The organism is Kingella negevensis (assembly GCF_030177895.1).
GTDB classification, from domain to species: Bacteria; Pseudomonadota; Gammaproteobacteria; order Burkholderiales; family Neisseriaceae; genus Kingella_C; species Kingella_C negevensis.
Map to the genome: position 1 here is coordinate 1,276,498 of NZ_CP123448.1, position 26,389 is coordinate 1,302,886.

The window sequence follows — 26,389 nt, forward strand, 5'->3', positions numbered from 1 at the left end:
TTGAGATTGTAGGTTGCTGATTGTGTTTGGTTATAGTCTCGGTAATCTACCTCTGTGCGCCGTTGCCGTTTTCTACGTTTATACCACCCCTACTTCTTAAAACATTTTGGTGGTGTCCTGAAAAGTGTGCTGTAAAACTAAACAATGCCAAAGTGAATATCAAAGAAAGCTAAATCAAAAACTTTCTTGTGATAAAACATACTTTTAGAAAAACAACACGTTTTTCTAAACGCTCGCCTTACTTTGTGCCGTAAACGACAGTTATTACCCTCAATGCCAACTGTGTGTTGCTTACCAACTAGATGCCATTCTTCATTTGAAAAGACATTTAAAAATGCAGCCCAGTCGTCGGTCGCAATTCTGTCATAGGTTACACGCAACTCTTTCAAACGCCGTTTGAGTGCTCGCGCTGTTGCTAAATCGTGCTTACCCCAAACGTAAGCGACAATTTCGCCACTTTCTCTGTGATAGGCATAGACTAGCCATACTTTATTAGACTTGTTACCGACAAATGTCCAAAACTCGTCTATTTCAAGTGTAGAGTAATGTTTTTGTTTAGGAAATGGCTCAAACTCATGGCGTTTTAAGGCAGCCTGAACTTTGTCTTTGCTGTAACCCGTAATTGCTGCAATATCGCGAATGCCACAACCTCTAACGGTCATTCTCCAAACCTGTTCATCAGCTTTGGAATGACAACCCTTATAGGTAAGGTTATGGTCGCCAATAAAATTACGGCAGCAATCTTTACAAAAATACTTTTGTTTACGATTGCCAGAGTAGCCATTTTTCTTTATATTTTGTCCTTGGCAGCGAGGACAAATTAGAGTTATTTCTGTTTTCACACACTCAAATATACTCTGTTTTCGCTGCTTTTTTATTGCTTATTTTTTACAGCACACTTTTCAGGACACCACCAACAGCTAGGTGGTGTCCTGAAAAGTGTGCTGTAAAACTAAACAATGCCAAAGTGAATATCAAAGAAAGCTAAATCAAAAACTTTCTTGTGATAAAACATACTTTTAGAAAAGCAACACGTTTTTCTAAACGCTCGCCTTACTTTGTGCCGTAAACGACAGTTATTACCCTCAATGCCAACTGTGTGTTGCTTACCAACTAGATGCCATTCTTCATTTGAAAAGACATTTAAAAATGCAGCCCAGTCGTCGGTCGCCATTCTGTCGTAAGTTATGCGTAATTCTTTTAAACGCTGTTTGAGTGCTCGCGCTGTTGCTAAATCGTGCTTACCCCAAACGTAAGCGACAATTTCGCCACTTTCTCTGTGATAGGCATAGACTAGCCACACTTTATTAGACTTGTTACCGACAAATGTCCAAAACTCGTCTATTTCAAGTGTAGAGTAATGTTTTTGTTTAGGAAATGGCTCAAACTCATGGCGTTTTAAAGCAGCCTGAACCTTGTCTTTGCTGTAACCCGTAATTGCTGCAATATCGCGAATACCACAACCTCTAACGGTCATTCTCCAAACCTGTTCATCAGCTTTGGAATGACAACCCTTATAGGTAAGGTTATGGTCGCCAATAAAATTACGACAACAATCTTTGCAAAAATATTTTTGTTTACGATTGCCAGAGTAGCCATTTTTCTTTATATTTTGTCCTTGGCAGCGAGGACATTTCAGAGTTATTTGTATTTTCACACATTCAATAATACTCTGTTTTCGCTGCTTTTTTATTGCTTATTTTTTACAGCACATTTTTCAGGACACTACCAAAATAAGATTTATTGCTTACACGCATTTAAGAAGAAGACGCGGAGAACTTCGAAAAAGGATACTGAAATAATTAGAAAACGGTATTCTGAAGTTAAAAAATTTTGATAAATCAAATATATTTTCTTATTAAATTGATAAAAATAATCGAAGAACGATTTTATAATTAAATAGTGAAAAGTAATTAAACAACTATTTAAATGATTAAAGACTCAGATAGTCCTTTGGAATATCTTAATTATGATTGATACTAAAATTCGCCATATAACACCTGCTGACAGTAATATTTTTTGAGATTTGAGCCACAAAAGGCAGAAAAATTGAAGGCCGAAAGCCAATTATTACTTGAAACCAAATTAATGTTGTCGCAAAGTGTGGGCGATTGGATTAAAGAAAATAAGCTAAAGCAAGAAGAAGCAGCAGAAATCTTGGGCGTGAGTCGTCTGCGTATTTCTGATGTGGTGAATTAAAAAATTGGTAAGTTTACAGTGGATACGCTAATTGGTATGTTGGTTAAAGCTGGGGAAACTGTACAGATTGAAGTGAAATAAGAAATGCAGCCTGAAAAATGAGTTTTCAGGCTGCGTGATGTTTGGTGCGTGTGGCACACCCTGCCATTTATTCCCAAGCGTCCAAAAACGCGCCCCAGTGTTCTTTTTCTTCAGACAAAGTAAACAAATACTCGTACAATTTTTCCACTTCGCTTTCGTATTCTTCGCGTGTGATTGCGCCGCTCATCAGGCGGTAGCGTTGGAACACGAGATAAGTGTTGGCGACATCGGTTTCGCAGTAATCGCGGATTTCTTGTACTTTGCCGTCTTGGAATGCTTGCCAAACTTGGCTGCCGTCCATGCCGAGTTTACCGGGGAAACCACACATTTTGGCAAGGTCGTCCAATGGAGCGTTGGCGCGTCCTGTATATATGGCGAGCAAGTCCATTAAATCGCAGTGGCGGTTGTGATAGCGGTTGATGTAGTTGTTGTATTTGAAATCGCGGCTGTCACGGAAATCGCCGTCGCCCATGTCCCAATAACGGGCTGCCTGAATGCCGTGAACGAGTGCGCGATAGTGCAGCACGGGCAGGTCAAAACCGCCGCCGTTCCAGCTCACGAGTTGCGGTGTATATTTGTCTATCAGTTTGAAAAATTCGGCGATGATTTCGGCTTCGCTGCTGTTAGTCTTGCCGAGTGTGCCGATGTGAACTTTGTCGCCCCAGCGTAGGCAGCAGGAAATAGCTAATACGCGTTGCAAATGGTGTGGCATGAAGTCGCTGCCTGTTTTGGCTCGGCGTTGTTGAAAGGCGTATTCGGCAACTTCGGCTTCGCTGAGGGTGCTTGGCAGTTGTTCTAATACGCGAATGGATTGGGTGTCGGGTATGGTTTCAATGTCAAATACGAGAATGGGGGTCATGTGTGGCTGCCTGAAAATGTGAAATTGAAATTGTGGCACGGTTTCAGGCTGCGTGAAAAGATTTTTTGATGATAATTTGTGCAAATTTGATTGTTATTTGTTTGTTTATTTGGGTATATTATGCGTTTTAATTTTTTGAATTGGGTAAGTTCTACATGAAATTTCGTACTGTTTTTTTGGCTTTGGCGATGACGACTGTGTTTTCAGGCTGCAAACAAAATTTGGCGGTGGCTGGCACGGAGAAAATGGCGGCGAGTGAGCCGAAAGCGGAGGCTACTAAACCTGCAGCTAAGGCGGAAGTGGGTAAAGATGTGCCTGCTGATGTGACGAAGGCGATTACGTCTAACTTGGAAACGCGTTATGCTGACCAAAAGTTAAAAATCCAAAGTGTGAGCAGTACGCCGATTGCTGGGTTGTATGAAATTGTGGCAAACGGTAAGCAGATTGCGTACACGGACGCGACAGGCAATTATATGTTGGTGGGCGATTTGATTGAAACGAAAGAGGGTCGCAGCTTAACGGAAGAGCGCAAGGCGGTGTTGAATGCGATTGATTACAGTGCGTTGCCGTTCCAATATGCTATTAAGGAAGTGCGCGGCAATGGTAAATTGCAAGTGGCGGTGTTCTCTGACCCTGATTGCCCGTTCTGCAAACGCTTGGAACATGAATTTGCGCAGATGACGGACGTTACGATTTATAACTTTATGATGCCGATTACATCACTGCACCCTGATTCGGAGCGCAAGGCAGTTCAAATTATGTGTCAGCCAAACCCAACTCAAGCGTGGGTAGCTTGGATGCGTGAGGGCAAAATGCCGCCGAAAGTGGCTGAGTGCAATAATCATCACGTTCAGGAAACAATGGAACTGGGCGAGGGCTTTGGTTTCAATGGTACGCCTACGCTGGTGTTCCCGAATGGTCGAACGCAAAGCGGTTATTTGCCTACTGAGCAACTGGTTGAGGTTTTGAAAGCGAATCAGAAATAATAGGGAATGCAGCCTGAAAGAAATGTTTCAGGCTGCATTTTTGTTTTAAATATGGGGTAGTGACTACTTTGATACCCAGCAAAAAACAGCGTTAACTCTGCGGAAAGCCACAACTGGCGCAACTTTTAGCGAAATGAAGTGCTAAAACCACCTTTGATACCTTTTAAGCAAAAGCGAGCAAAAACAATCGGTGGTGTCCTGAAAAGTGTGCTGTAAAAAATAAGCAATAAAAAAGCAGCGAAAACAGAGTATTATTGAATGTGTGAAAATACAAATAACTCTGAAATGTCCTCGCTGCCAAGGACAAAATATAAAGAAAAATGGCTACTCTGGCAATCGTAAACAAAAGTATTTTTGTAAAGATTGCTGCCGTAATTTTATTGGCGACCATAACCTTACCTATAAGGGTTGTCATTCCAAAGCTGATGAACAGGTTTGGAGAATGACCGTTAGAGGTTGTGGCATTCGCGATATTGCAGCAATTACGGGTTACAGCAAAGACAAAGTTCAGGCTGCCTTAAAACGCCATGAGTTTGAGCCATTTCCTAAACAAAAACATTACTCTACACTTGAAATAGACGAGTTTTGGACATTTGTCGGTAACAAGTCTAATAAAGTGTGGCTAGTCTATGCCTATCACAGAGAAAGTGGCGAAATTGTCGCTTACGTTTGGGGTAAGCGCGATTTAGCAACAGCGCGAGCACTCAAACGGCGTTTGAAAGAGTTGCGTGTAACCTATGACAGAATTGCGACCGACGACTGGGCTGCATTTTTAAATGTCTTTTCAAATGAAGAATGGCATCTAGTTGGTAAGCAACACACAGTTGGCATTGAGGGTAATAACTGTCGTTTACGGCACAAAGTAAGGCGAGCGTTTAGAAAAACGTGTTGCTTTTCTAAAAGTATGTTTTATCACAAGAAAGTTTTTGATTTGGCTTTCTTTGATATTCATTTTGGCATTGTTTAGTTTTACAGCACACTTTTCAGGACACCACCCTTATTTTTAAACTTTGTAACATAAAACTATACGATATGTGCCTGTCTCATCAGATTGCCGAAGTCCCAAGATACCAGAACCTAAATTGCACATCGTTTTGAAATTCTTTGGTTTTTGTCCATGTTGTATTAGGTACACATCATGACCAAATTTTACTTTTATACTATCTGGAAATGATTTTCCTATATCCTGAGTATTACCCATCCAGACAAATCTTTTTTATTAATTTCCATTCATCATAAGCCCCAATCATAAATAAATTTATGTATAAAATTTTATACAAATTAAAATTTCACATTTTTTCAGGCGGCCTTTCAAACTATAATAACCCCACAAAATCACTCACTTCACCCCCATGACCCTAAACCAAATCACCCTAATCGGCGTCGGCTTAATCGGCGGCTCATTTGTGCTAGACCTCAAACGCCAAAAGCGCATCCAAACCATCATCGGCATCGACCTAGACCCCACCAACCTAGAACGCGCCATCGAACGCCGCGTGATAGACATCGCCCACACCCAAATTACCCCCGAATCCGTGCAACACAGCGACCTTGTACTCATCGCCACGCCCGTCGCCACCCTGCCCAAAATCTGCGCCACCCTCGCTCCCATGCTGCCAGAAAACATCATCATCAGCGACGTAGGCAGCACCAAACAATCCGCCCTAGCCGCGTTCAAACAACACCTACCGAAACACTACCCCCAATGTGTCGCCGCCCACCCAATAGCAGGCTCAGACCGCAGCGGCGCACTAGCCGCCCAATTCGGCTTATACCAAAACAAAAAACTCATTCTCTGCCCACACGAGCAACAAGACACACGCAGCCTGAAAACCATAGCCGAACTCTGGCAAACCGTCGGCGCAAACGTCCACCAAATGACCGCACAAGAACACGACCAAATCTTCGCTGCCGTGTCCCACTTCCCCCATTTGCTCGCGTTCGCCTACGTTCACCAAATGCTAGACGACCCCAACGGCGCACGTTACTTAGGCTTCGCAGGCAGCGGCTTTCGCGACTTCACGCGCATCGCCGCCAGCAGCCCCGATATGTGGCGCGACATCGCCCTAGTCAACCGCGATAGTTTGCTGCAACTCATTGCCGCGCAAAAACAGCAATTAGACTATTTGGAACGCAGCCTGAAAAACGACAACGCCCAAGCCCTGTGGGATTATTTTCAGGCTGCCAAACAAGTGCGCGAAGAATGGGGCGAAACGCATTAAACCTTGATATTCCACGCCAACACCCCCATATCATGCAGCCTGAAAAACGGAAAACGAAACCATGAACCAAATCAAAGACTATCTACAAACCCAAGCCCTCAAACTCAACCAAGACGAAGTTGCCATATCACGCGCCGCCGCCCAAACCGTTCTCCAAAACGGACGCGCCCACATTGAAAACCGCGTGATACTGCACGACCAACTCCCCCAAGAAATCGCCAGCCAAACCAAAGCCCTCAAACAGCTTTTCATGGCACTCGATTCCACCAACACACGCCAAAAAGCCCAAACTGCCGTGATATACGGTTGGCAGCCTGAAAGCAACCAACTTATCCGCCTCGCCCAAACAGGCAAACCCATTGAAACCCTTATCCCAGTAAACGAAGACAACGCATGGCAATACCTCGCCGCACGTACCGTCAATTCAGGCTGGGCAAACATCGCCGAAGATGTGGCTCGCTGGTTGGAAATCGACGAACTCAAAGGCGAACACAACCGCCGCGCCGTCAGCCAAATCAGCTTACCCATTGCAGGCGAAGACGGCATCGTTTACGGCGTATTGCACATTGAAACCGCCAAAATGCAGCCTGAAAACGAAATTGCCGATTGGGTAGGATTAGCGTTGGGCGTATTGCCCGTGTTGAGCCAACTTTTGCCACAAGAAACAGCAGAAGACGAAGCATAAAACGCAGCCTGAAAAACAAAATTTTGCGTTAAAATAAGCCAATCCCTTTCAGGCAGCCTGAAACCCCATTTTCAGGCTGCCAAAACCATTTAAAAGACAAACACAATGAACCAAAATCCCATTAAATACATCACCGCCTGCCGTCTACCCACAGAATACGGCGTTTTCCAAATGCACGGCTTTGAAGACTCACGAACAGGGCAAGAACACATTGCCCTCGTTATGGGCGACATTTCAGGCAGCGAACCCGTGTTGTCCCGCATACACTCAGAATGCTTAACAGGCGACGCATTATTCTCACAAAAATGCGACTGCGGTCCACAGCTAGAAGCCGCCATGAAAGCTGTCCAACAAGCAGGGCGCGGCGTGATTGTGTACCTTCGCCAAGAAGGACGCGGTATCGGCTTGCTCAACAAAATCCGTGCCTACGCCCTGCAAGACCAAGGCATGGACACCGTAGAAGCCAATCTCGCCCTCGGTTTGCCTGTGGACGCACGCGATTTCACCATCGCCAAACACATTTACGACCATTTAGGCGTACAATCCGTGCGATTACTCACCAACAACCCCAAAAAACTAGAAACCATGCGACAAAGCGGCATCAATATTGCTGAACGCCTACCGTTGCACGTCGGCATCAATCCCGAGAACCAAAAGTACCTCGACACCAAAGCCGAAAAACTCAACCACATGATGAAAGACTAAACATGTTAATCCTCACGCTTATCCTTGCCACCATTACCGCCCTCACTCACTTCTACATCTTCTTTTTAGAAGTTCCCGCATTCGGCACAGACAAATTCCGCCAAGTCTTCCGCATTCCAGCGCATGAACTGCTGCAAGTGAAACCCTATTTCAATAATTTGGGCGTGTATAACCTTGCCCTAGCTCTTTCTGCCACTTTAGGCATTTTGCTACACACCGCCGCCAACACCGTTTACTTATACGGCATGGCAAACGGCTTGCTGTTTACTGCATTGCTCACCGCCACCGCAGCAGGCAGTTACTTAGCCGCAACCGCCCCAGATAAACGTCGCGCCGCTCTAATTCAAGCGGGGCCAGCATTTTTAGGCTTACTCTTCCTCGCATTTATGTGATTTTTTCAGGCACCCTGAAAACTATTTTTCGATAAATTTTAAATAGTTACAAAATAATCACAACAAAACACTTGCCAGAAAAAACAAAATTTGGTTTAATAACGTCTTTCGTAGATAACGCGAAACAGAATGGGTGATTAGCTCAGTTGGTAGAGCGTCTGCCTTACAAGCAGAATGTCGGCGGTTCGACTCCGTCATCACCCACCATTTTTTTGGCTGTTTGATTTATTAAGCAACCTGCGCGGTGGTAGCTCAGTTGGTTAGAGTACTGGCCTGTCACGCCAGTGGTCGCGGGTTCGAGCCCCGTCCACCGCGCCAATTTTTAAACCGCACCTTTTTCGGAAGGTGCGGTTAATTGCGTATTCAGGAAATAAATATGAAATCTTTATTCTCACGCATTACCCTATTCTTCAGCTTGCTTATCAGTTTTCAGGCTTCATTTGCCAATTATCCAGACGGTGAAATCCTAAAGTTTTACGATAACGGTAATAAAAAAATCAGTGGCGCATTTAAAAACGGCGTGCCAGACGGCACTTGGACGCGCTGGTTTCCCAATGGGCAAAAATCCGAAGAATTGTTTTACGACAACGGCAAAATCAAAGGCACGGGAACAGCTTGGTACAACAACGGGCAACGCCGCAGTGAAAAACATTTTGTGAATGATGTGGAACACGGCACAGTTAAAACGTGGTTTCGCAATGGTGCGCTGCAATCGGAAACAGAAATGGAACATGGTGCCATCACCCACGCGCTTTCTTGGGACGAAAACGGCAATTTAACTTCGGAACTGGATTACCCAAACGGCAAACGCACAGGCGTGATGACAGAATGGTATGATTCTGGGCATCGCCGCACGGAACGCACCTATCAAAATGATGAAATCATCTCCATTCGTAGCTGGGACGAGAATGGTCATTTACTGAATGAATAGTTAAAAATGGTGCGCGTGACACACCCTACATAGCAATAAAAACGCAGCCTGAAAAACTTTTTCAGGCTGCGTTTTGTATATTACGCGATTGACGCGTTGATAAATGCTTCCAATTGATTTTTTGCCAAAGCACCTACTTTAGTCGCGACGCTTTTACCATCTTTAAACACGATTAAAGTGGGAATGCCGCGTACACCAAATTGTGCTGGAATCGCTTGGTTATCATCAACATTGATTTTAGCGATTTTTACTTTACCGTCCATTTCTTCAGCCAATTGGTCCAAAACTGGAGCAATCATTTTGCAAGGGCCGCACCATGGTGCCCAGAAATCCAATACCACTGGCAGTGATGAATTCAATACTTCTGCTTCAAATGTTGTGTCTGTAACGTGTACTACTTTTTCGCTCATGGCGTATTCCTTTTACTGTTAGAGTTAATAGTGCGCGTAAGATAAGGCTTTACTGGGAATATTTCAAGACTTCTTTACATTTAATAGTTTTTTCATATCTTTAGAATTGCTAATCTATTGTTTCACTAGTTCTTTCTACTTATGAGATTGAAAACCATATGTAAATTTCTTTTTACATTACTTTTTATTAGGGAGTAAAATTACAACTCATTTCAACAAAGAAGAGGCTTCACAAAATGGCTAACTTTTTATCTATCAACAAGATACCGAACAAAGGTATTCCGATTTCAGAACAACGCCGAATGTGGCTACGTGAGTTTTTGAAAGCGTTTTTGGTGGTATTTATTACATACATGTGTATGTATTTAATCCGCAATAACTTCAAAGCCGCTCAGCCAATGATGAAAGAGCAACTGGGCTTCTCCACCACAGAATTAGGTGTGATTGGCTTGGCATTCAGCATCACATACGGCTTAGGTAAAACCGCCGTTGGTTACTACATCAGTGATAAAAACACGAAAAAATCCGTTTCTTGCATGCTGATTGGTTCTTCCATCTGCGTTTTGATTATGGGTATCTTGTTCAGTAGCACAGGCACACCAATCGGCTTATTGATGGCTCTGTGGGGCTTAAGTGGCGTGCTCCAATCTGCTGGTGGTCCTGCTTCTTATTCTACGATTTCTCGCTGGGCACCTCGTCAAGAACGTGGTCGCTATTTAGGCTTCTGGAATATGTCGCACAACATTGGTGGTGCATTGGCAGGTGGTTTGGCTTTGTGGGGTGCAAACTTGCTGTTTAATGGCAATGTGTACGGTATGTTTATTTTCCCTGCTGTGATTGCTTTGATTGTCGGCATCGTTACTTTATTCATCGGTAAAGACGACCCTGAAGAATTAGGCTGGAATCGCTGCGAAGAAATTTTTGAAGAACCTGTTGAAGAAGAAAACAAAGAAGCAGACGAAATGCCAATGTGGCCAGCATTTAAAAAATTCGTGCTGACTAACCCTTGGATTTGGATGCTGTGTTTTGCTAACGTATTCGTTTACATCGTCCGCATTGGTATTGATAACTGGGCACCATTATACGTAACCGAAGCCTTGCACTTCAGCAAATCAGATGCAGTAAACACCATCGCTTATTTTGAGTTTGGTGCTGTGTTGGCAAGTATGAGCTGGGGCTACATCTCTGATAAAGCAAATGGTCGCCGTGCTGCGGTTGCAGTGGGTTGCTTGTTAGCGATTTTCGGTGCAGTTTATATGTACCGCCACGCAACCAGCGTATTCATGGTAAACGCTTCATTGTTCTTGTTAGGCGCTTTGATTTTTGGCCCACAACTGTTGATTGGTATTTCATTGGTTGGCTTCGTACCGAAAAAAGGTATTTCTGTTGCTAACGGCATGACTGGCACATTCGGTTATCTGTTTGGCGACTCAATGGCTAAAGTCGGCGTGGCTGCAATTGCAGACCCTAAGAAAAATGGCTTGGAAGTGTTCGGTCATGTATTGCACGGTTGGCAAGACGTATTTACCGTGTTCTATGCCGCATTGGTTTTAGGTATCGTGTTATTGACCATTGTTGCTTTCGGTGAAGAAAAACGCATTCGTGAAGTAAACGCTAAATTGGCTCAACAAAAATCTTGATGCAGCCTGAAAAATAAAACCCACGTTGGAAAACAGCGTGGGTTTTTCATGCCTATTTCACTATATAATTCATTCAAATTTCCAGTACATAACAAAAAATTCTGTCGTATACCAAAACGCAGCCTGAAAACAAATTTAAACGGATACTCACCATGCTCCACCTATACCAATCCAACCGCCTAGAAGACCTCGCCGAATTACTCACCCAACTCCACACCACAGCCCCATTAAGCAACCCATTTGCCAGCGAACAAATCATCGTCCAAAGTCAAGGCATGCGCCGCTATATCAGCCAATATCTCGCCCAACACACAGGCATTGCAGCAAACCTAAAATTCAGTCTACCCGCAGGTTTCGCATGGCAACTCATGCGCCAAGCCATGCCCAATATCCCCGAACTCAGCCCATTCGCATCAGAAGTTATGCGCTGGCGACTGCTCGACCTATTCCAATCCAACGAATTTCACACCAGCCCCGATTTTCAGGCTGCAAAAGAAGTCCTACAAAGCTACCTAAACAACGGCGCATACGCCGCCTACCAACTCGCAGGGCAACTCGCAGACGTATTCGACCAATACCTTGTTTACCGACCCGAATGGATAGAAGCATGGGCAAACAACCAAACCATTAACAGCCTGAAAAACGACAGCGACCAAACATGGCAAGCCCAAATCTGGCGATATTTAGACCAAACCAATCAAAATATCCCCCACCGTGTCCAAATATGGCACACGCTCATGGACACACTCGCCCAAGCCAACGCCATGCCCCACCTAGCCAAACGCTACTTCGTGTTCGGCATCGCCACGCTTGCCCCCATGCACTTCAAACTATTAGAACAACTCGCCCTACACCGCGAAGTCCACATACTCGCCCTAAACCCAAGCAATCAATACTGGGGCAACATACTCGAACCCACCCAAATCCTAAAACTCGGCGACGAAGCCGATTTAAGCATACAAGGACACCCCCTACTCGCCTCACTCGGCAAACAAGGGCGCGACTTCTTCAACGAACTCGCCGAAGCACAAGTGCAGCTAGACATCGACACCTACAACGAAGAACCCCAATCCCACAGCCTATTACACAGCATACAACACCAAATCCAAACCCAAGTCCTGCCCGAAGACGCACACAAAGCAGGCTGGCTAAACCAACACCAACACTACCTAGAACAACACATCTTCCCCACTAAACCTCAATGGAAGCAACAATTTCAGGCTGCCACAGCACAAACGCGCCCAATCGTCCAGCTCAATGCCGACAACAGCCTACAAATCCACAGCGCACACAGTCCCCTACGAGAACTCCAAATCCTCAAAGACCAACTTCTAGACCTACTCAACCAACACCCAGAATGGCAACCCAGCGACATTGCCGTTCTCACCCCCCATATTGAACCCTACGCCCCCTATATCAAAGCCATATTCAGCGAACAAACCAACGGCAGCCCAGCCCTACCATTTACCCTGTCTGACGTTAAACTCAGCCACCGCCAACCCCTGTTAGACGCACTAGAACAAACCCTAGAGCTACTCAACAGCCGCCTTGAAGCCGACAAACTCCTCGCCCTATTAGACAACCCACTTATCCTAGCCCACCACCAAATCAACCGCGAAGACCTACCCCTGATTCACGACACCGTAAACAAACTCAACATCAAATGGGGCAGCGACGCACAAGAACGCGCACAACACGGCGACACCCACAACCTATTCACATGGCAACAAGGATTAGACCGACTCATCCTAGGCTTCATGCTGCCTGAAAACACCCAAAACCCACTCTGGCAAAACATCGCCCCCCACAGCAGCCACCCAGACCACATTCCCGTTTACAGCAAGTTAGCCGCCCTCGTCCGCCTACTCGCCCAAACCAAACACCAATGGCAACAAAGCACCACTGCCCAAGAATGGAGCAACCGAATCCGCAGCCTCACCACAAACCTACTCACCCCACAAACCCAAGAAGACCACGCCGCCCTACAACAACTCGAAACCGCCCTCACCCAATGGCAAAACGAAACCACCACCGCCAACTATAACCAAGCCCTACCCCAAGAAATCGCCCTACAACACATCGTCCGCTTTCTCAGCAGCCAAGACGAAAAAGGGTTTTTGCGCGGCGGCATTACCTTTTGCAGCATGGTACCCATGCGCAGCCTGCCCTTCCAAGTCATCTGCCTACTCGGGCTGAATGACGGCGACTTCCCACGCAACACCAAAGCCGCCCCATTCGACCTCATCGCCCGATACCCCCAAAAAGGCGACCGCGCCCGTCGCGACGACGACCGCTACCTATTTTTAGAAGCACTCATGTCCGCCCGAAGCGTGTTATACCTATCCTACATCGGCAAAGACATCCGCACAGACGAAGAACGCGCCCCCTCCACCCTCATCGGCGAACTCATCGACACCCTGTCCGCCCTAAGCAACCAAGCCCCAAAAGACCTAAAACAACAATGGCTTACCCAACACCCCTTACAACCCTTCTCACGCCAATACTACACCGCCAACCCCAAACTACACAGCGCACGGCAAGACTACGCCCACGCCCTAAACCACCCACAACCCCAACCCAAGCCATTCATCAATCCAACGCAGCCTGAAAACCCACCGCCAGCCCAAAAAACCGACCAAAAAACCTTCCTGCACTACTGGCGCAACCCCCTACGCCACTGGCTCAACAACCAACTCAACTGGAGCAACCCCTACACCCAAAGCACCCAACAAACCCAAGAACCCTTCTTGCCCGACCAGCCCCGCCAGCTCGCCGATGCCTACACACGCGCCCGACTACAAAACCAAGACTACAGCCAGCTCGCCCAAACCCTAGCCGCCCAAAGCCAACTGCCCACAGGCAAGCTAGGCGAACTCGTGCGTCAAGAATACCAAACACGCGCCATCGCCCTGCCCAAGCATCTTATCAGCAGCCCAGCCCAAGCAGAGCAAAGCGGCGAATTACTCGGCGTACTGACTTACCACCTCACCCACAACCACCAAGACGGACAAATCCTATACGCCAGCCAATTTCTCAACGAAAGAAACGCCCACGGCAAACTACAACACACCGACAAAATCGAACTACTGCTGCGTCATCTCATCTACAACGCAGCCACCCCAGACAACAGCCCCACCAACCGACAAACCCACTATCTCAGTTTACAAGAAAGCTACAGCCTGCCCCCAATAGACCAACAAACCGCCCAAGACACCCTGTCCCAATGGCTCATCGCCTACCAAGCAGGACAAAGCCACCCATTACCCTTTTTCCCACGCGTCAATTTAGCCGCCGCCACCGCCCTATACACCAAAGAAAAAGCCACATGGGAAACTGCCCAGTCCGCCGCCCAAAAAGCCTATCACAACGGCTACAACGGCTTCGCCCAAGAAGACTATCCCGAAGTCAAACTCATCTACGGGCGCAACACAGACGAAGACCCACCTTACACCAGCGAAGTCTTCCAACGGCTCACAGAAAATCTCTTCGCCAATCTTTCAGGCTGCCTGAAAGTATTGGCAGATAAAGATGAAGACAAAGAAGAGTAAAAAAAGCAGCCTGAAAACGTAGGTCGGCGCATTTATACCCGACATTTTCAGGCTGCAAATTTTGCAAAACTGCCGCTTGGTAGGGACAAGATTTATCCTTGCCTTTTTTGTTGTTCAGTAAATTCAAAATGGACAATGATAAACCTTACCTAATATAGTGGATTCAATTCAAATTAGGACAAGGCGACAACGCCCGTCGTGTACGCGTGGTACATAAGGGTGTTGGTAACGCTGTACTAGTTTGAAGTGAATTCACTATACCAAAAAGATTAAAAATTGCAGCCTGAAAAAAGCAGCCTGAAAATATTTTCAGGCTGCTTTTTGTATTTTAATTCTGCTCAACAGCAGTCAATTGCTGCGTTTGCACAAATTGCGATAATTTTTTCATAATCATGTTGAGCAACACGCCGTAAGCTGGCAAGAACAAGCCCATGCAAATCACGAGTTTAAACAGGTAATCAACAAAAGCGATGTGCGTCCAGTTGGCTGCCATAAATGAGTCGCTGCTGGCGTAAAACGCGACAAAGAAGAAGATAATGGTATCCATGGCGTTGCCCATAAACATGGAAGCGGTTGGCGCAATCCACCACGATTTCAGGCTGCGTAATTTATTGAATACGAAAATATCCATGATTTGCCCGAACAGATAAGCGGAAAAACTTGCCAAGGCAATGCGAAACACAAACATGCTGAATGTGGTGAGTGATTGCCAACCTGTCCATTGTCCTTCGGCAAACAGCACGGAGAGTGCGTACGAAATAATTAAGGCTGGGAACATGACGAAGAAAATAATGCGTCGTGCCAGTGGTTTGCCGAAAATGCGGACGGTTAAGTCGGTCGCCAAAAAGATGAATGGGAATGTGAGTGCGCCCCAAGTGGAATGCACTTCAAAACCGTTTGGCAAGGTGATTGAAAACGGGAATTGCACCAGATAGTTGCTCGATGTAATCACGAGAATGTGGAATAAAACGAGCCAGAACAGTGCTTTGGATTTTTGTTTGTCTGTAAATAAATAAGTTTGCATAGTTTTCCTTAGTTTTGTTAGCGCGGGAGGTTTACGAACCGCGTGGTTAATCAAATTGCAGCCTGAAAATTACTGCATTTCGTGTTTGAACAAGCGTTCACGCGCCATTTGCTCAAATGGGGTGTTTTCACGACCGTAGTTGGCAAAAGGCATAATGGAAATGCCACCACGCGGAGTGAAGTCGCCATACACTTCAATGTATTTTGGATTCATCAGCTTGATTAAATCTTTCATGATGATGTTTACACAGTCTTCGTGAAAATCGCCGTGATTGCGGAAGCTGAATAGATACAGTTTCAGCGATTTGCTTTCAACCATTTTTACATCGGGAATGTAGCGAATGGTGATGGTGGCGAAATCGGGCTGACCTGTAATCGGGCAAAGGCTAGTAAATTCAGGGCATACAAATTTGACGAAGTAGTCATTCGTTGGGTGTTTGTTGTCAAACGATTCCAACATTTCGGGCGCGTAATCGGTGGGATATTGCGTCTTTTGGTTGCCAAGCAGCGTTACGCCGTTTAGCTCTTCTGCGTTTCTAGACATTTTTTTGACCTAGTTTGAGTTGAAAAAAAGATTTTACTGCCTTGCGGCATACTCTTTTATACCCAAATCGAAGATTTGGACAAAAGAGCAAGGCTGCTTGAAAAAGCAGCCTGAAAACGAGAATGGCGAATTATAAAACCTTGAAACCTTAATGGAAAATTTTTTCCGCGCTGATAAACCATTCGCCGTTTTTGCGTGAATAGAGTGCTGGCATATTGCTATCAATTTTCAAATAGCGATAGTTCAAACGTGGCGTGATGCCGTGCCACGTTAATTTGTGATGCCATACGGCTGCGCTGATTTGGTACTCTTTGTCTGCACGATGACTGCCATACAAGAAGTGCGCATCTTGGAAACGGCGGTTGGCAAAATTGAAGTTGGTTCGTGCACCCCATTTTTGGTTATCGTACACCACGCCACTGGTGAAGCCTGCGCGTTTTGAGCTTTCGGCTTTGTCTTTTAGCTTGTCATGGCTGGCATTCACGCCACCAAACAGCAACCATCTTGGCGTTGGGTTCCACATCAGCGTTAAGCCCACATTGTTGTTGTAGCCGTTGTAATATTTGGCGACATTATCGCTGCGGTAACGCGTATTAAAATAGGTATGCGCGGCGGAAATCGACCACTTCGGATTAAAGCGATAACGATAATTGCTGGTTACGCCAAAGCGTTGATTATAGCGTTCACCGCCGAGCCAGTTTTGCGCGAAAAATGGCGAGAAGCCGAGTTGGTAACGCCAGCTTTGGTAGCGATAACCTGCACTCAATTGCAACGAGTTTTCATCGTAATCCGAGTTATCCCAATAATGTACGCCGCTGCCGTTTATGCTCACTCGTGCATAATGGTTGCCTGCTAAGTTGGTGTCTTTTTCCAGTCCCAGATTGTAGTTGAAACCGTGCGCTGACTTTGGTAAGGCATCGGTATCTTTCACAAAACGTCTGCCGTTATAAAACAGTTCTACGCTATCCGATGCGTTGTTCACATTATCGGTTTGCGTGTATTGTAAGCCCATATTCGGCTGCCAGCTTTGCTCTTTTTCCATACCTTCTAAATACGCATCGACGATTTTTTGCGCTCTTGCTTCTGGATTGATACGCGCTTTGGCTTCGGTTAATTCGGCTTTGGCTTCACGGAATTGCTTGTTTTCAAACAACATGATGCCCAAGTCTAAACGCGGATAGCCCAATTCAGGCTGCGCGGCGACTACTTTGCGATATTCTGCGATTGCCTGTGGATATTCTTGTTTTTGACGCAATAGTGCGCCTTTGGCATAAGCTCGCAGCGTTTCGTCTTGTCCTGCTTGCTGTTCTACTGCCAATAGTTTTTCCAGCTCGTCCCATTTTTTGGCGACTAACGCTTGGTTGATTTGGTCGTCTAATTGTTGTGTGCTGGTTTGTTGGTTTTCAGGCTGCGATGCTTCAGGCTGTGTTAATTCAGGGATAACATCTTTTTTCGCTGGATTCGGCAACGGCTGCAATTCATATTCCTGTTGCACGTCTGCTAAATCGTTTTTTGGCAAATTGGGCAACGGTTTTAATTCATATTCTTCTTGCGTGTTCACATCATCAAACGGCTGCTGAAATACTTGTGGGTCGTTATGCGTGGCTGTGGCAGCTTTGGCAATGGGGATGGTTTCCACCGTGTTGTTTTCTTTGCGTTTGGCAGTGGCGGAAGTGGGCAAGTCTTCATCATCTGCTGCATTTGCTGATAAGCTCGCAGCCAACAATAATAAGAAGAGATGATGTGTATTCATTTGAAATATTCCATAGATTTAAAAATTTTCAGGCTGCCTGAAAAACCATTTCAAGCAGCCTGAAAAAAGACGCAAGATAAATTAGCGTTTGCCGCCAAAACCAACGTGTTCCAAACCTTTAAAGTTGGCAGTACCAGCCACTTCTTCAGCATTTGGACCGAAGAAACCTACGGTGTAAGTGCCTACAATACCCTTAGCTGTAGTTGCTTGAGTTTCACCGATACCAGAAGAAGTTGTGGTTTTGTGTGTATAAGAACCGATTTTGCCTTCTTCCAAAGTAATCGTGCCAGTTGTGTCGATACCTGTAATAGAACCTTTACCTGATTTTTTATCAAAGTCTACTGTATAGCTCAACACACCATCTTTGTCAGTGGCTGTGAATGCTTTACCTGAATAGGTATAAGAGCCACTAGTTGGCAATGCAGCTGTTTTAATAGATGAACCAACCACATCATAAGTATCCATCAATTTATCAGAATAGCTTGTTTTATTAACTTTTTTTACACTAGTATCTTTACTACTATTAAATGTAGCAAAATCATCGTTGGTCGTATCATAACCAATCACAGTAGAGTAATCTTGATTATAAGCACGTACAGTTTGAGTGAGGTCTCGACGGTAAGAATCTTGAACTTCCTTATCTTCTTTATCATAACCGTTATAAGTTAATGTATGTTTGATTTTCATCGTTACATCTGTTACTTCATTCTTCGGTAGATAATCTTTCAGCTCAATATTACTATCTGTTAAATAAGTTTTGGTTTGATTTTTGGTATCAATTAAATCAATAGTTAAACTTTCTGCAGAAGAAACGATAGTTTTAGGTACTCTATATAACTCTGCTTTTGCTGCAGCGTCGGCAGCTTCTTTCATACTTGTTTTAATAGCTGCCACATCTAACACAGGTGAAAACGTTACCTTTGTGGTATTAGTCGTGTTTTCGTTTGTTGTTTCTGTTTTAGAAGAATTATTGTTATTGGTTTTCACACCCAAATTAGAAGACGTAGTGTTTGTCGCGCTCAAAGCTGAACCCCCACCGCTAGAACCACACGCAGATAATGCTGTAGCCATCGCCATTGCCAATAAAACTATATTTTTACTCATGTTTACTTCCAATTCTTGGATAAATAAAAAAAATGATATTGTCATTAAAATGAAACTTTTACAATTATTAAAGATACCACCCAATTTATCAAGTTTTTTCTCAACATTTACAACAAAATGTTGTAAATCACGCAGAGCTAAAATCCCCATTTTCAGGTTGCCACAATAATTTTCACAAAATCAAGCACAAACAAGTATCGTCCTTTATAATACGCGCGATTATTCTATCTTTTCAGGCAGCCTGAAATAACCATTTTCAGGCTGCCTGAAACCCTATTTTTGAAAGCAAAAAACAAATGAAATTTATTGACGAAGCAAAAATTGAAGTAGTCGGTGGCAAAGGCGGCAACGGTGCAGCCAGTTTCCGCCGTGAAAAATTCGTACCTCGTGGCGGCCCAGACGGCGGCGACGGCGGACGCGGCGGCAGCGTGTGGGCGGTTGCCGATGAAAACGTAAACACGCTGGTGGAATACCGTTTCGTGAAACGCTATCAAGCGAAAAATGGCGAAAAAGGACACGGCGCAGACCGCTACGGTGCAGGCGCGGACGATATCGAATTGCATATGCCAGTCGGCACGTTAATCCGCGATGTGGACACCGATGAAATTGTGGCGGATTTGACTTTCCACGGGCAACGCGTGTGCGTGGCGAAAGGCGGCAAAGGCGGTTTGGGCAATATCCATTTCAAATCATCGGTAAACCGTGCGCCGAAACAATCTACGCCAGGCGAAGACGGCGAACAACGCACTTTGCAATTAGAGCTAAAAGTATTGGCAGACGTGGGTTTGTTGGGTATGCCGAATGCAGGCAAATCTACGTTGATTCGTGCCGTTTCCGCAGCACGTCCGAAAGTGGCGGATTATCCATTCACGACTTTGCACCCGAATTTGGGCGTGGTTCGTATGGACGAAAACAATAGTTTTGTAATGGCGGATATCCCGGGCTTGATTGAAGGCGCGGCAGAAGGCGCAGGTTTGGGGCATCGCTTTTTGAAACATTTGTCGCGCACGGGTTTGTTGTTGCACGTTGTGGATTTGGCACCGTTTGACGAAGAAACCGACACGGCTGGCGAAGCGTTGGCGTTAATTCACGAATTGCGTAAATACGATGAAGATTTGTACGATAAACCGCGTTGGCTGGTGTTGAATAAATTGGATATGTTGGACGATGAAGAAGCGGAACAACGCACGGCGGATTTCTTGAATGCGATTGGTTGGGATTATCCTGCGCCTGATGACCGTTTTACGTTTGATATGGAAACGCCAAGATTGTTTAAAATCAGCGCATTAACGCATGACGGCACGCAAGAATTGGTGCAACAAATCAATCAATATTTGAACGAGAAAAAGCGTTTGCAAGCGGAAGCGGACGAAGCAGCAAAAGCGACGACGGCTTTGCCTGAAATGGAAAAAGTGCAAACGGATACTTCTGTATTCAAAGCGGAATAATTTAAGGAGTAAATGATGCTAGGTATCAGTAAAGAAACCGTTGTGATAGCAGTAGTCGCATATTTTGGCTATGACTATTATGTGAAACATGATGTTACGCCTTTCCCTCCTATGAAAGGCACAGTAGAAAAAGCGATTACGCAATCTAATTTGGAATTTAATAAAGTTTCTGATATAGAAATTGTGAACAATTGCCGCCGTACCAGTGGCTCTGTACTGGAGAAAAGTGTGTTTACTTGCGGGATTGAATACACGCAAAATGGCGAAATGTTCAGCAAAGACATTCGCATTACCAAAACTAAAGGTAAATGGAAAATTGTGGAGTAATCCACACAAAAAGCAGCCTGAAAACGTTTCAGGCTGCTTTTTTTATGCTCGGACATACGGGTTGTATTGCTTTTCATGCCCAATAGTGGTGGTTCTGCCATGACCGGGAACGACTAATGTATTTTCAGGCAGCGTGTAGAGTTTTTTGGCGATATTTTCCAGCAAATCTTGATGATTGCCGCGCGGAAAATCGGTGCGCCCAATGCTTTCGTAAAACAGCACGTCGCCAGCAATCAGCAATTCTGCGGCGGCGCAGTAAAACACAACTTGGCCAGGTGTGTGGCCGGGAATGTGCAATACATCAAACGTGTAATTGCCGACCGTGAGCTGTTCTCCTTCGTTGAGCCAGCGCGTTGGCACGAATGTGGGGCAAACGGGGAATTTATAGGCAGTTGTGGTTTCAGGCAGCGATTCGAGCAAAAATAAATCATCTTGGTGTGGACCAATCACAGGAACATTTACGCGCTCTAGCAACATGGGAACGCCGCCTGCGTGGTCTAGGTGTCCGTGCGTGAGCCAGACGGCATTAAGTTTCAGGCTGCGTTTTTCGATTTCGGGCATGATGTAATCAATGTCGCCACCTACGTCTGTTAAGATTGCGTCTTTGATTTCATCGTCCCAAATGAGGGTGCAGTTTTGGCGGAATGGGGTTACGGGGAGGATTTGGATTTGTAAGGTCATGGTTTGTGTTTTTTGGTTAATGATTTGCGGCCTGAAAATGGGTTTTCAGGCTGCATTTTTATTTTGGATTAAATAAGTAGGTCGGTGCATTTATGCCCGACTTTTGAACGCTGTGCAAAATGGCTCAAAAACAGGGTAATTTTGTCGGGCATAAATGCGCCGACCTACAGGTCTCGCGGAAATTTACTTCGCTGCGTCATACACTTCGCGCACGACTTCGCCAATGGTGGCAATGCCTTTTTGCAGCGTTTCATCAGGCTGGGCAATGCTCATGCGAATGCACTCGTGGGCGTGGCGATAGTTTTTTGTATCCAGCCCCACAAAGAAATGCTCGCTTGGGATAATCAGCGTGCCTTTGGCTTTCAGTCGTTCATACAATTCTTGCGATGTAATCGGCAAGCCTTCAAACCATACCCACAGGAAAATCGCGCCTTCGGGTTTGTGGATTTTCACAGAATAATCTTGAAATTCTTGTTTCAACAGGGAAACGGCAAGCGCAGCTTGTTTTTTGTAAAACGGTTGAATAGCGTTGTCTGCCAAGTTTTTCAGGCTGCTATCTTGCAATAATGGTGTGGCAATCGCGCCGCCGAAACGGGTTGGGGCGAGGTTCACAATGGCATTCAGGCTGCTAATGGCTTGCACGACTTCGGGCGCGGCAACGATGATACCTGTGCGTACCCCCGGTAAACCGATTTTGGATAGGCTGAAACAGAGAATGATGTTGCTGTGCCATGTGAGCGTTACGTCGCTGTAAATGATATTGGGGAACGGCATGCCGTAGGCGTTGTCGATAATCAGCGGAATATTGTGTTTTTGCGCGAGTGCGTCTAGGCGCGCCATTTCGTCGTCTGTGAGAACGTTGCCTGTGGGGTTAGTTGGGCGTGAGCAACAGATTGCGCCGATTTTGCCGTTTTGCAATTCGGGCAGGTTTTCTAATGCGTCAAAATCCACGCGGTATTTGTAGAAACCGTCTTGTCCTTCGTGCTGCACATCTTCCATTTTGGGCGGCACGGAAATGAAGTGTTTGCCTTCAACGTGTACGTCTGCGTAGCCGATGTATTCGGGCGCAAGGGGCAGCAAAATGGCTTTGTCGCTGTCTGCGAATTTGCCGCCGAATAGGTTGAACAGGTAGAAAAAGGCGTTTTGTGAACCGTTGGTTAGGGCGATGTTGTCGCTGGTTAAGCCCCAGTTGTATTCGCGGTTAAAGAAATCAACTAATGCGCTGATGAATTTGGTGTCGCCTTGTGGAGTGGAATAGTTGCCGACACTTTCTACGCCTGCGCCGTTTGCCACGATTTGTTCGAGTGTTTTTTGGTAGGCTTGATTGACTTCGGGGATTCGCGCTGGGTTGCCGCCGCCGAGCATGTTGATGGGGCGGTCGCTGTTGAGTGCGGTACCAAGATCGTCCATGAGTTGCAAAATGCCGCTTTTTTGAGTGAATTTGTTGCCGAAGTTAGAGAATTGCATGGTGTGTTCCTTTGTGGATATGGGGAAAGTATTTTATAGCAGGAATTTATGATGTGGACAAAATTTTTCAGGCTGCCTGAAAATATCAAGCAGCCTGAAAGTTTGTTATTCTGATTTGTTCAACTGAGCCGCAATGCCCTGTTCAATTTTGGCGATACTGTTCGCCTGCGCTTCGTGATACGCTTCTTCCAGCGCGTACATGAAACCAATTTTGTCCGTACCGCCGTGGCTTTTCACGACCACACCGTGCAGTCCTAAGAAAATCGCGCCATTGTAACGGCGTGGGTCTAAACGGCGTTTGAAACTTTTCAGCACAGGCAACGCTGCCAACGCGCTAAGTTTTGTGAACACGTTGCGCGTAAATTCTTGCTTAATCATGCCACCAGCAAAACGGATTGTACCTTCAACGGTTTTTAGCACCACATTGCCCGTGAAACCGTCTGCCACAATCACATCAGCTTCCGTGTCAAAAATCGTGTTCGCTTCTACATTGCCGATAAAATTCAAGTTGCTTTCACGCAGCAGCGTAAACGTCTGTTTTACCGTTTCCGTGCCTTTGATGTCTTCCGTGCCAATGTTCAGCAGACCAATTTTCGGATTGGCGTTTTCAGGCTGCAATGCGCGAACCAGTTGCCCACCCATTACGGCAAATTGCAGCAACTGTTCAGGTGTGCAATCCACGTTTGCGCCCAAATCCAACACCAGCGTTTGATGCCCTTTTGCTGCAGGCATAAATTTTGCAATCGCAGGGCGGTCAATGCCAGCCAGCGTTTTCAAGACAAAACGTGCAGTTGCCATTAAAGCCCCCGTGTTGCCAGCCGAAACCGCCGCTTGCGCTTTGCCTTCTTTCACTTGCTGAATCGCCACGCGCATGGATGAATCTTTTTTGTTTTTCAACGCGTGCTGCGGCGATTCGTCCATGCCCACCACTTCGCTTGCATGCACGATTTCTACGCGTTCCATTGGCACGTTTTCTTTTGCCAACGCAGCCTGAATTTGTGCGCTATCGCCCACCATAATCAGGCGCACGTCTGCTTGATTTTGCAAAAAACGCGCCACCGCAGGCGCAGTAACCGTTAAACCTTCATCGCCGCCCATTGCATCGACAGAAAGCGTTATCATATCCAATCCTTGTTATAGTATTATTGCACTAGACAAATTGTATCACAGCACAAACAATTTCAGGCTGCCTGAACACTCAGGCAGCCTGAAAAGTATCGTTATTATTCTTCTTGAACACCAGCAGCCGCACGACGGTTATGCGCGTCAATATCTTCAGCGTCCCAAGGATAGTTAATCCACCAATCCTCAATTTCTACACCGCTGAAATACGCAATTCCCTCAGGCATTTTGCCTTTTTTTGGTTTTAATTTATTGTGAATCACCGCCACGCCAATTTTGCCAAAACCATCTTTAATCAACTCGTTCAGCACAAATTCCATGGTTACGCGGCTATCATCCACTTCATCAACCACTAAAACGTTCTTACCAATCAATTCTTTAGGAATTGGGTCAAGCCATTGGATTTTCTTCACAGAATCATCAGTCTGACCACCTTCTTCATTCAAATAATAAGCAGTTGTTACCGCATAAATCGGCACATCAATAAAGCAACGCAACATACGCGCAGGGATAAAACCACCACCACCAATAGCAATCATCGCATCATATTGCACACCAGCTTCTTGAATACGCGTTGCAATTTGTTTCACAGTTTTGTGAACATCATCATAGGTATACCAAACTTTTTGAACCATTATCTCTATCCCTCAATCAACTACTAATTATAGTTGATTAAAATATCAATTTCATTTTAATCAACTATATTTCAGGCTATTTATTCACGCAGCCTGAAATTTACTATGCGAAAAAAGCCAGCCGATATTGCAAAGAGCGCAATCGCTGGCTTTTTTTCAATCCTTACCGCAATAATTACTCGCCTTTAGCTTTCATTACTTTGCGACCACGGTACATACCGTTAGGAGAAATGTGATGTGGGCGATGAACTTCACCAGTTGCCGCATCAACTGATAAAGAAGGTGCAGTCAAAGCATCGTGGGAGCGGTGCATACCGCGGCGTGAAGGGGATTTTTTGTTTTGTTGAACAGCCATTTCAAGCTCCTGAAAATAAAATAAATAAAAATTTTAATCCGACTTTTTCAAACCCGCCAACACGGCAAAAGGATTGGGTTTATCTTGATTTACGGCATCTAAATCCGTGCTGCCACATTGTTCGTGCTTGGGAGAAAACGGCAAAGCCATTAGGATTTGGTCTTCAATCAGCGAGAAAACGTCCAACTCAGCTTCTAAAAGCATGCCTTCCAATTCTTCATCGGCAAGCATGGCTTCATCAAGCGATTCTTCGGTTTCAAACAAAACAATTCGCACATTTTCATCTAGCGCAAAATCCACAGGTTTCATGCAGCGTTGGCATTGCAACGGCAAGCAGCCTGAAAGTGAGAGCGTTAAAAACGGACGTTGCCATCTATCCACGCCGCCTTTGAGGGTGTACGCTAATTCTGATGACAATTCGGTAAAATCGTGCGACCAAACACGTTCGTCTAAATCGTTCAATGAAACTTTGCCTTGCAAACTTTCTTGTTTGATTGCAAACGCTTGGGGGTCAATCAATATTCGGTTTAACATAAACGAGGCATGATATAATTTTATTGCTTTGTAGTCAATATTTTTACGCTATTTATACAGGGATTTTTGCGATGAGTTTACCGATTATTTTGGCTTCTACTTCTGTTTTCAGGCAGCAGCAACTGCGCACTTTGGGCGTGGATTTTGTGGCGGCGAAACCTGTGTTTGATGAAACGCCGTTGGCTGGCGAATCGGCGGCGGATACGGCTTTGCGTTTGGCGGTTGGTAAGGCGCAATCTTTGGCTGTGCATTATCCGCAACATTTGATTATTGGGGCTGACCAAGTGGCGTGGTGCAATAGCAAGCAGCTCGGAAAACCAATGTCGGTGGAAAAGGCGGCGGCGATGTTGGGGGAATTATCGGGGCAGCGGATTGAGTTTTACAGCGCGGTTTGTGTGTTGAACACGGTTTCAGGCTGCGTGAAACATCATGTGGATACTACTGTCGTGCAAATGCGTGAATTGTCAGACGCGCAAATTCGCCGTTATTTGGCGCGTGAGCCTGATGCGATTTATTGCGCTGGCGCAGCGAAAAGTGAAGGACTGGGCGCGGCGTTGTTGCAAAAAATTGAAAGTGATGATCCAAATGCGTTGATTGGTTTGCCGATTTTTTGGTTGGTTTCTTGTTTGACTGAGTTTGGGGTGGAAGTGGTTTAAATTTTCAGGCTGCAAACACATTCCGTTATTTTTATCGTTTGACATGGCGTTGCGCCGCCATACCCACGCTTTAGATTGATGA

The 26,389-nt window shown here is 45.5% G+C and carries 29 protein-coding genes, 2 tRNA genes and 1 riboswitch; of the genes, 16 read left to right on the forward strand and 15 right to left on the reverse strand.

The features are described from left to right. Positions 1 to 137 precede the first annotated feature (137 nt). Positions 138 to 842 carry an IS1 family transposase gene (locus QEO93_RS07080; protein WP_085815684.1) on the reverse strand — a complete coding sequence of 235 codons (705 nt, stop codon included), beginning with the start codon at positions 840 to 842 and terminating at the stop codon, positions 138 to 140. A 110-nt stretch (positions 843 to 952) separates the two neighbouring features. Beyond that, the gene (locus QEO93_RS07085) at positions 953 to 1,657 is read right to left on the reverse strand and encodes an IS1 family transposase (RefSeq protein ID WP_085815418.1); all 705 of its coding nucleotides are present in this window, start codon (positions 1,655 to 1,657) and stop codon (positions 953 to 955) included. Here QEO93_RS07085 and QEO93_RS11675 point away from each other — a divergent pair. After that, positions 1,646 to 1,837: a type II toxin-antitoxin system RelE/ParE family toxin gene (locus QEO93_RS11675; protein ID WP_167331717.1), complete on the forward strand. Its 192-nt coding sequence runs from the start codon at positions 1,646 to 1,648 to the stop codon at positions 1,835 to 1,837. The two genes, QEO93_RS07085 and QEO93_RS11675, sit on opposite strands and share 12 nt — an antisense overlap. Positions 1,838 to 2,049: 212 nt before the next feature. Next, positions 2,050 to 2,199 (forward strand): hypothetical protein, encoded by a 150-nt coding sequence (locus tag QEO93_RS07090; RefSeq protein WP_245190670.1) that lies wholly within the window; start codon positions 2,050 to 2,052, stop codon positions 2,197 to 2,199. 148 nt (positions 2,200 to 2,347) lie between these two features. Here the strand turns inward: QEO93_RS07090 and QEO93_RS07095 are convergent, their stop codons facing one another. Beyond that, positions 2,348 to 3,139, reverse strand: coding sequence for a 3'-5' exonuclease (locus QEO93_RS07095; protein ID WP_032137710.1), 792 nt, complete (start codon positions 3,137 to 3,139; stop codon positions 2,348 to 2,350). A gap of 245 nt (positions 3,140 to 3,384) precedes the next feature. Here QEO93_RS07095 and QEO93_RS07100 point away from each other — a divergent pair, with 245 nt between their 5' ends. Both QEO93_RS07100 and QEO93_RS07105 read left to right on the forward strand, forming a co-directional pair. After that, positions 3,385 to 4,125: a DsbC family protein gene (locus QEO93_RS07100; RefSeq protein WP_245190672.1), complete on the forward strand. Its 741-nt coding sequence runs from the start codon at positions 3,385 to 3,387 to the stop codon at positions 4,123 to 4,125. A gap of 262 nt (positions 4,126 to 4,387) precedes the next feature. Continuing rightward, the gene (locus QEO93_RS07105) at positions 4,388 to 5,092 is read left to right on the forward strand and encodes an IS1 family transposase (RefSeq protein WP_085815405.1); all 705 of its coding nucleotides are present in this window, start codon (positions 4,388 to 4,390) and stop codon (positions 5,090 to 5,092) included. Between the two features lie 36 nt (positions 5,093 to 5,128). On the opposite strand, the gene QEO93_RS11680 is transcribed toward QEO93_RS07105, so the two are convergent. Continuing rightward, a complete protein-coding gene (locus QEO93_RS11680; RefSeq protein WP_143445770.1) occupies positions 5,129 to 5,326 on the reverse strand; it encodes a type II toxin-antitoxin system RelE/ParE family toxin in 198 nt (65 codons plus the stop codon). A 151-nt stretch (positions 5,327 to 5,477) separates the two neighbouring features. On the opposite strand from QEO93_RS11680, the gene QEO93_RS07110 reads away from it, so the two are divergent. The 7 genes from QEO93_RS07110 to QEO93_RS07140 all read left to right on the forward strand — a co-directional run bounded on the left by QEO93_RS07110 (position 5,478) and on the right by QEO93_RS07140 (position 9,060). Continuing rightward, positions 5,478 to 6,347 carry a prephenate dehydrogenase gene (locus tag QEO93_RS07110; protein ID WP_032136967.1) on the forward strand — a complete coding sequence of 290 codons (870 nt, stop codon included), beginning with the start codon at positions 5,478 to 5,480 and terminating at the stop codon, positions 6,345 to 6,347. Between the two features lie 61 nt (positions 6,348 to 6,408). Continuing rightward, the gene (locus tag QEO93_RS07115) at positions 6,409 to 7,032 is read left to right on the forward strand and encodes a hypothetical protein (RefSeq protein WP_032136966.1); all 624 of its coding nucleotides are present in this window, start codon (positions 6,409 to 6,411) and stop codon (positions 7,030 to 7,032) included. A gap of 105 nt (positions 7,033 to 7,137) precedes the next feature. Beyond that, the gene (gene ribA / locus QEO93_RS07120; protein WP_032136965.1) at positions 7,138 to 7,737 is read left to right on the forward strand and encodes a GTP cyclohydrolase II; all 600 of its coding nucleotides are present in this window, start codon (positions 7,138 to 7,140) and stop codon (positions 7,735 to 7,737) included. A 2-nt stretch (positions 7,738 to 7,739) separates the two neighbouring features. After that, complete coding sequence (locus tag QEO93_RS07125) at positions 7,740 to 8,129, forward strand: DUF1304 domain-containing protein (RefSeq protein ID WP_032136964.1); 390 nt, start codon at positions 7,740 to 7,742, stop codon at positions 8,127 to 8,129. Between the two features lie 131 nt (positions 8,130 to 8,260). Then, positions 8,261 to 8,336 (forward strand) — tRNA-Val (locus QEO93_RS07130). Positions 8,337 to 8,370: 34 nt separating this feature from the next. Further along, positions 8,371 to 8,447, forward strand: a tRNA-Asp gene (locus QEO93_RS07135). Between the two features lie 58 nt (positions 8,448 to 8,505). Then, complete coding sequence (locus QEO93_RS07140) at positions 8,506 to 9,060, forward strand: toxin-antitoxin system YwqK family antitoxin (protein ID WP_052368701.1); 555 nt, start codon at positions 8,506 to 8,508, stop codon at positions 9,058 to 9,060. A gap of 80 nt (positions 9,061 to 9,140) precedes the next feature. Here the strand turns inward: QEO93_RS07140 and trxA are convergent, their stop codons facing one another. Beyond that, the gene (trxA, locus tag QEO93_RS07145) at positions 9,141 to 9,470 is read right to left on the reverse strand and encodes a thioredoxin TrxA (protein WP_032136963.1); all 330 of its coding nucleotides are present in this window, start codon (positions 9,468 to 9,470) and stop codon (positions 9,141 to 9,143) included. A 236-nt stretch (positions 9,471 to 9,706) separates the two neighbouring features. Here trxA and uhpT point away from each other — a divergent pair, with 236 nt between their 5' ends. Together uhpT and recC are read left to right on the forward strand one after the other, a co-directional pair. Beyond that, positions 9,707 to 11,110: a hexose-6-phosphate:phosphate antiporter UhpT gene (uhpT, locus tag QEO93_RS07150; protein ID WP_032136962.1), complete on the forward strand. Its 1,404-nt coding sequence runs from the start codon at positions 9,707 to 9,709 to the stop codon at positions 11,108 to 11,110. 152 nt (positions 11,111 to 11,262) lie between these two features. Beyond that, positions 11,263 to 14,658 (forward strand): exodeoxyribonuclease V subunit gamma, encoded by a 3,396-nt coding sequence (gene recC, locus QEO93_RS07155; protein ID WP_032136961.1) that lies wholly within the window; start codon positions 11,263 to 11,265, stop codon positions 14,656 to 14,658. A 328-nt stretch (positions 14,659 to 14,986) separates the two neighbouring features. On the opposite strand, the gene QEO93_RS07160 is transcribed toward recC, so the two are convergent. The 4 genes from QEO93_RS07160 to QEO93_RS07175 all read right to left on the reverse strand — a co-directional run bounded on the left by QEO93_RS07160 (position 14,987) and on the right by QEO93_RS07175 (position 19,232). Continuing rightward, positions 14,987 to 15,682 carry a 7-cyano-7-deazaguanine/7-aminomethyl-7-deazaguanine transporter gene (locus tag QEO93_RS07160; protein ID WP_032136960.1) on the reverse strand — a complete coding sequence of 232 codons (696 nt, stop codon included), beginning with the start codon at positions 15,680 to 15,682 and terminating at the stop codon, positions 14,987 to 14,989. A gap of 2 nt (positions 15,683 to 15,684) precedes the next feature. Beyond that, positions 15,685 to 15,730: riboswitch (PreQ1 riboswitch) on the reverse strand. 21 nt (positions 15,731 to 15,751) lie between these two features. Continuing rightward, a complete protein-coding gene (gene queF, locus QEO93_RS07165) occupies positions 15,752 to 16,225 on the reverse strand; it encodes a preQ(1) synthase (RefSeq protein WP_032136959.1) in 474 nt (157 codons plus the stop codon). Positions 16,226 to 16,373: 148 nt separating this feature from the next. After that, complete coding sequence (locus QEO93_RS07170; protein WP_052368699.1) at positions 16,374 to 17,978, reverse strand: surface lipoprotein assembly modifier; 1,605 nt, start codon at positions 17,976 to 17,978, stop codon at positions 16,374 to 16,376. A gap of 81 nt (positions 17,979 to 18,059) precedes the next feature. After that, complete coding sequence (locus QEO93_RS07175) at positions 18,060 to 19,232, reverse strand: factor H binding family protein (protein WP_245190637.1); 1,173 nt, start codon at positions 19,230 to 19,232, stop codon at positions 18,060 to 18,062. A gap of 146 nt (positions 19,233 to 19,378) precedes the next feature. Here QEO93_RS07175 and obgE point away from each other — a divergent pair, with 146 nt between their 5' ends. Next, positions 19,379 to 20,530, forward strand: coding sequence for a GTPase ObgE (gene obgE, locus QEO93_RS07180; protein ID WP_032136958.1), 1,152 nt, complete (start codon positions 19,379 to 19,381; stop codon positions 20,528 to 20,530). 15 nt (positions 20,531 to 20,545) lie between these two features. Further along, positions 20,546 to 20,857, forward strand: a complete 312-nt coding sequence (locus QEO93_RS07185) for a hypothetical protein (protein WP_032136957.1) — start codon at positions 20,546 to 20,548, stop codon at positions 20,855 to 20,857. A gap of 42 nt (positions 20,858 to 20,899) precedes the next feature. Here QEO93_RS07185 and QEO93_RS07190 read toward each other — a convergent pair whose 3' ends face one another. The 6 genes from QEO93_RS07190 to QEO93_RS07215 form a co-directional block, all read right to left on the reverse strand. Next, positions 20,900 to 21,538, reverse strand: a complete 639-nt coding sequence (locus QEO93_RS07190) for an MBL fold metallo-hydrolase (protein ID WP_032136956.1) — start codon at positions 21,536 to 21,538, stop codon at positions 20,900 to 20,902. Between the two features lie 183 nt (positions 21,539 to 21,721). Continuing rightward, entirely contained in the window at positions 21,722 to 23,005 is a 1,284-nt protein-coding gene (locus tag QEO93_RS07195) for a valine--pyruvate transaminase (protein WP_032136955.1), read from the reverse strand. Positions 23,006 to 23,110: 105 nt separating this feature from the next. Beyond that, positions 23,111 to 24,127, reverse strand: a complete 1,017-nt coding sequence (gene plsX / locus QEO93_RS07200) for a phosphate acyltransferase PlsX (protein WP_032136954.1) — start codon at positions 24,125 to 24,127, stop codon at positions 23,111 to 23,113. A 101-nt stretch (positions 24,128 to 24,228) separates the two neighbouring features. Then, positions 24,229 to 24,762 (reverse strand): phosphoribosyltransferase, encoded by a 534-nt coding sequence (locus tag QEO93_RS07205; RefSeq protein WP_032136953.1) that lies wholly within the window; start codon positions 24,760 to 24,762, stop codon positions 24,229 to 24,231. Between the two features lie 175 nt (positions 24,763 to 24,937). Then, positions 24,938 to 25,117 carry a 50S ribosomal protein L32 gene (gene rpmF / locus QEO93_RS07210; RefSeq protein WP_032136952.1) on the reverse strand — a complete coding sequence of 60 codons (180 nt, stop codon included), beginning with the start codon at positions 25,115 to 25,117 and terminating at the stop codon, positions 24,938 to 24,940. 33 nt (positions 25,118 to 25,150) lie between these two features. Beyond that, on the reverse strand, positions 25,151 to 25,651 hold the full coding sequence (locus QEO93_RS07215) for a YceD family protein (RefSeq protein WP_032136951.1): 501 nt from the start codon (positions 25,649 to 25,651) through the stop codon (positions 25,151 to 25,153). Between the two features lie 71 nt (positions 25,652 to 25,722). Here QEO93_RS07215 and QEO93_RS07220 point away from each other — a divergent pair, with 71 nt between their 5' ends. Beyond that, positions 25,723 to 26,307, forward strand: coding sequence for a Maf family protein (locus tag QEO93_RS07220; protein ID WP_032136950.1), 585 nt, complete (start codon positions 25,723 to 25,725; stop codon positions 26,305 to 26,307). Positions 26,308 to 26,389 lie beyond the last annotated feature (82 nt).

Coding starts and splice junctions, on each gene's coding strand:
- plsX (WP_032136954.1), bottom strand. CDS start 24,127: ATGATAACGCTTTCTGTCGATGCAATGGGCGGCGATGAAGGTTTAACG.
- QEO93_RS07215 (WP_032136951.1), bottom strand. CDS start 25,651: ATGTTAAACCGAATATTGATTGACCCCCAAGCGTTTGCAATCAAACAA.
- QEO93_RS07220 (WP_032136950.1), top strand. CDS start 25,723: ATGAGTTTACCGATTATTTTGGCTTCTACTTCTGTTTTCAGGCAGCAG.
- obgE (WP_032136958.1), top strand. CDS start 19,379: ATGAAATTTATTGACGAAGCAAAAATTGAAGTAGTCGGTGGCAAAGGC.
- QEO93_RS07175 (WP_245190637.1), bottom strand. CDS start 19,232: ATGGGGATTTTAGCTCTGCGTGATTTACAACATTTTGTTGTAAATGTT.
- recC (WP_032136961.1), top strand. CDS start 11,263: ATGCTCCACCTATACCAATCCAACCGCCTAGAAGACCTCGCCGAATTA.
- queF (WP_032136959.1), bottom strand. CDS start 16,225: ATGTCTAGAAACGCAGAAGAGCTAAACGGCGTAACGCTGCTTGGCAAC.
- QEO93_RS07095 (WP_032137710.1), bottom strand. CDS start 3,139: ATGACCCCCATTCTCGTATTTGACATTGAAACCATACCCGACACCCAA.
- QEO93_RS07125 (WP_032136964.1), top strand. CDS start 7,740: ATGTTAATCCTCACGCTTATCCTTGCCACCATTACCGCCCTCACTCAC.
- trxA (WP_032136963.1), bottom strand. CDS start 9,470: ATGAGCGAAAAAGTAGTACACGTTACAGACACAACATTTGAAGCAGAA.
- QEO93_RS07160 (WP_032136960.1), bottom strand. CDS start 15,682: ATGCAAACTTATTTATTTACAGACAAACAAAAATCCAAAGCACTGTTC.
- QEO93_RS07115 (WP_032136966.1), top strand. CDS start 6,409: ATGAACCAAATCAAAGACTATCTACAAACCCAAGCCCTCAAACTCAAC.
- uhpT (WP_032136962.1), top strand. CDS start 9,707: ATGGCTAACTTTTTATCTATCAACAAGATACCGAACAAAGGTATTCCG.
- QEO93_RS07100 (WP_245190672.1), top strand. CDS start 3,385: ATGGCGGCGAGTGAGCCGAAAGCGGAGGCTACTAAACCTGCAGCTAAG.
- QEO93_RS07110 (WP_032136967.1), top strand. CDS start 5,478: ATGACCCTAAACCAAATCACCCTAATCGGCGTCGGCTTAATCGGCGGC.
- QEO93_RS07140 (WP_052368701.1), top strand. CDS start 8,506: ATGAAATCTTTATTCTCACGCATTACCCTATTCTTCAGCTTGCTTATC.
- ribA (WP_032136965.1), top strand. CDS start 7,138: ATGAACCAAAATCCCATTAAATACATCACCGCCTGCCGTCTACCCACA.
- QEO93_RS07185 (WP_032136957.1), top strand. CDS start 20,546: ATGCTAGGTATCAGTAAAGAAACCGTTGTGATAGCAGTAGTCGCATAT.
- QEO93_RS07195 (WP_032136955.1), bottom strand. CDS start 23,005: ATGCAATTCTCTAACTTCGGCAACAAATTCACTCAAAAAAGCGGCATT.
- QEO93_RS07190 (WP_032136956.1), bottom strand. CDS start 21,538: ATGACCTTACAAATCCAAATCCTCCCCGTAACCCCATTCCGCCAAAAC.
- QEO93_RS07170 (WP_052368699.1), bottom strand. CDS start 17,978: ATGAATACACATCATCTCTTCTTATTATTGTTGGCTGCGAGCTTATCA.
- QEO93_RS11680 (WP_143445770.1), bottom strand. CDS start 5,326: ATGGGTAATACTCAGGATATAGGAAAATCATTTCCAGATAGTATAAAA.
- QEO93_RS07205 (WP_032136953.1), bottom strand. CDS start 24,762: ATGGTTCAAAAAGTTTGGTATACCTATGATGATGTTCACAAAACTGTG.
- rpmF (WP_032136952.1), bottom strand. CDS start 25,117: ATGGCTGTTCAACAAAACAAAAAATCCCCTTCACGCCGCGGTATGCAC.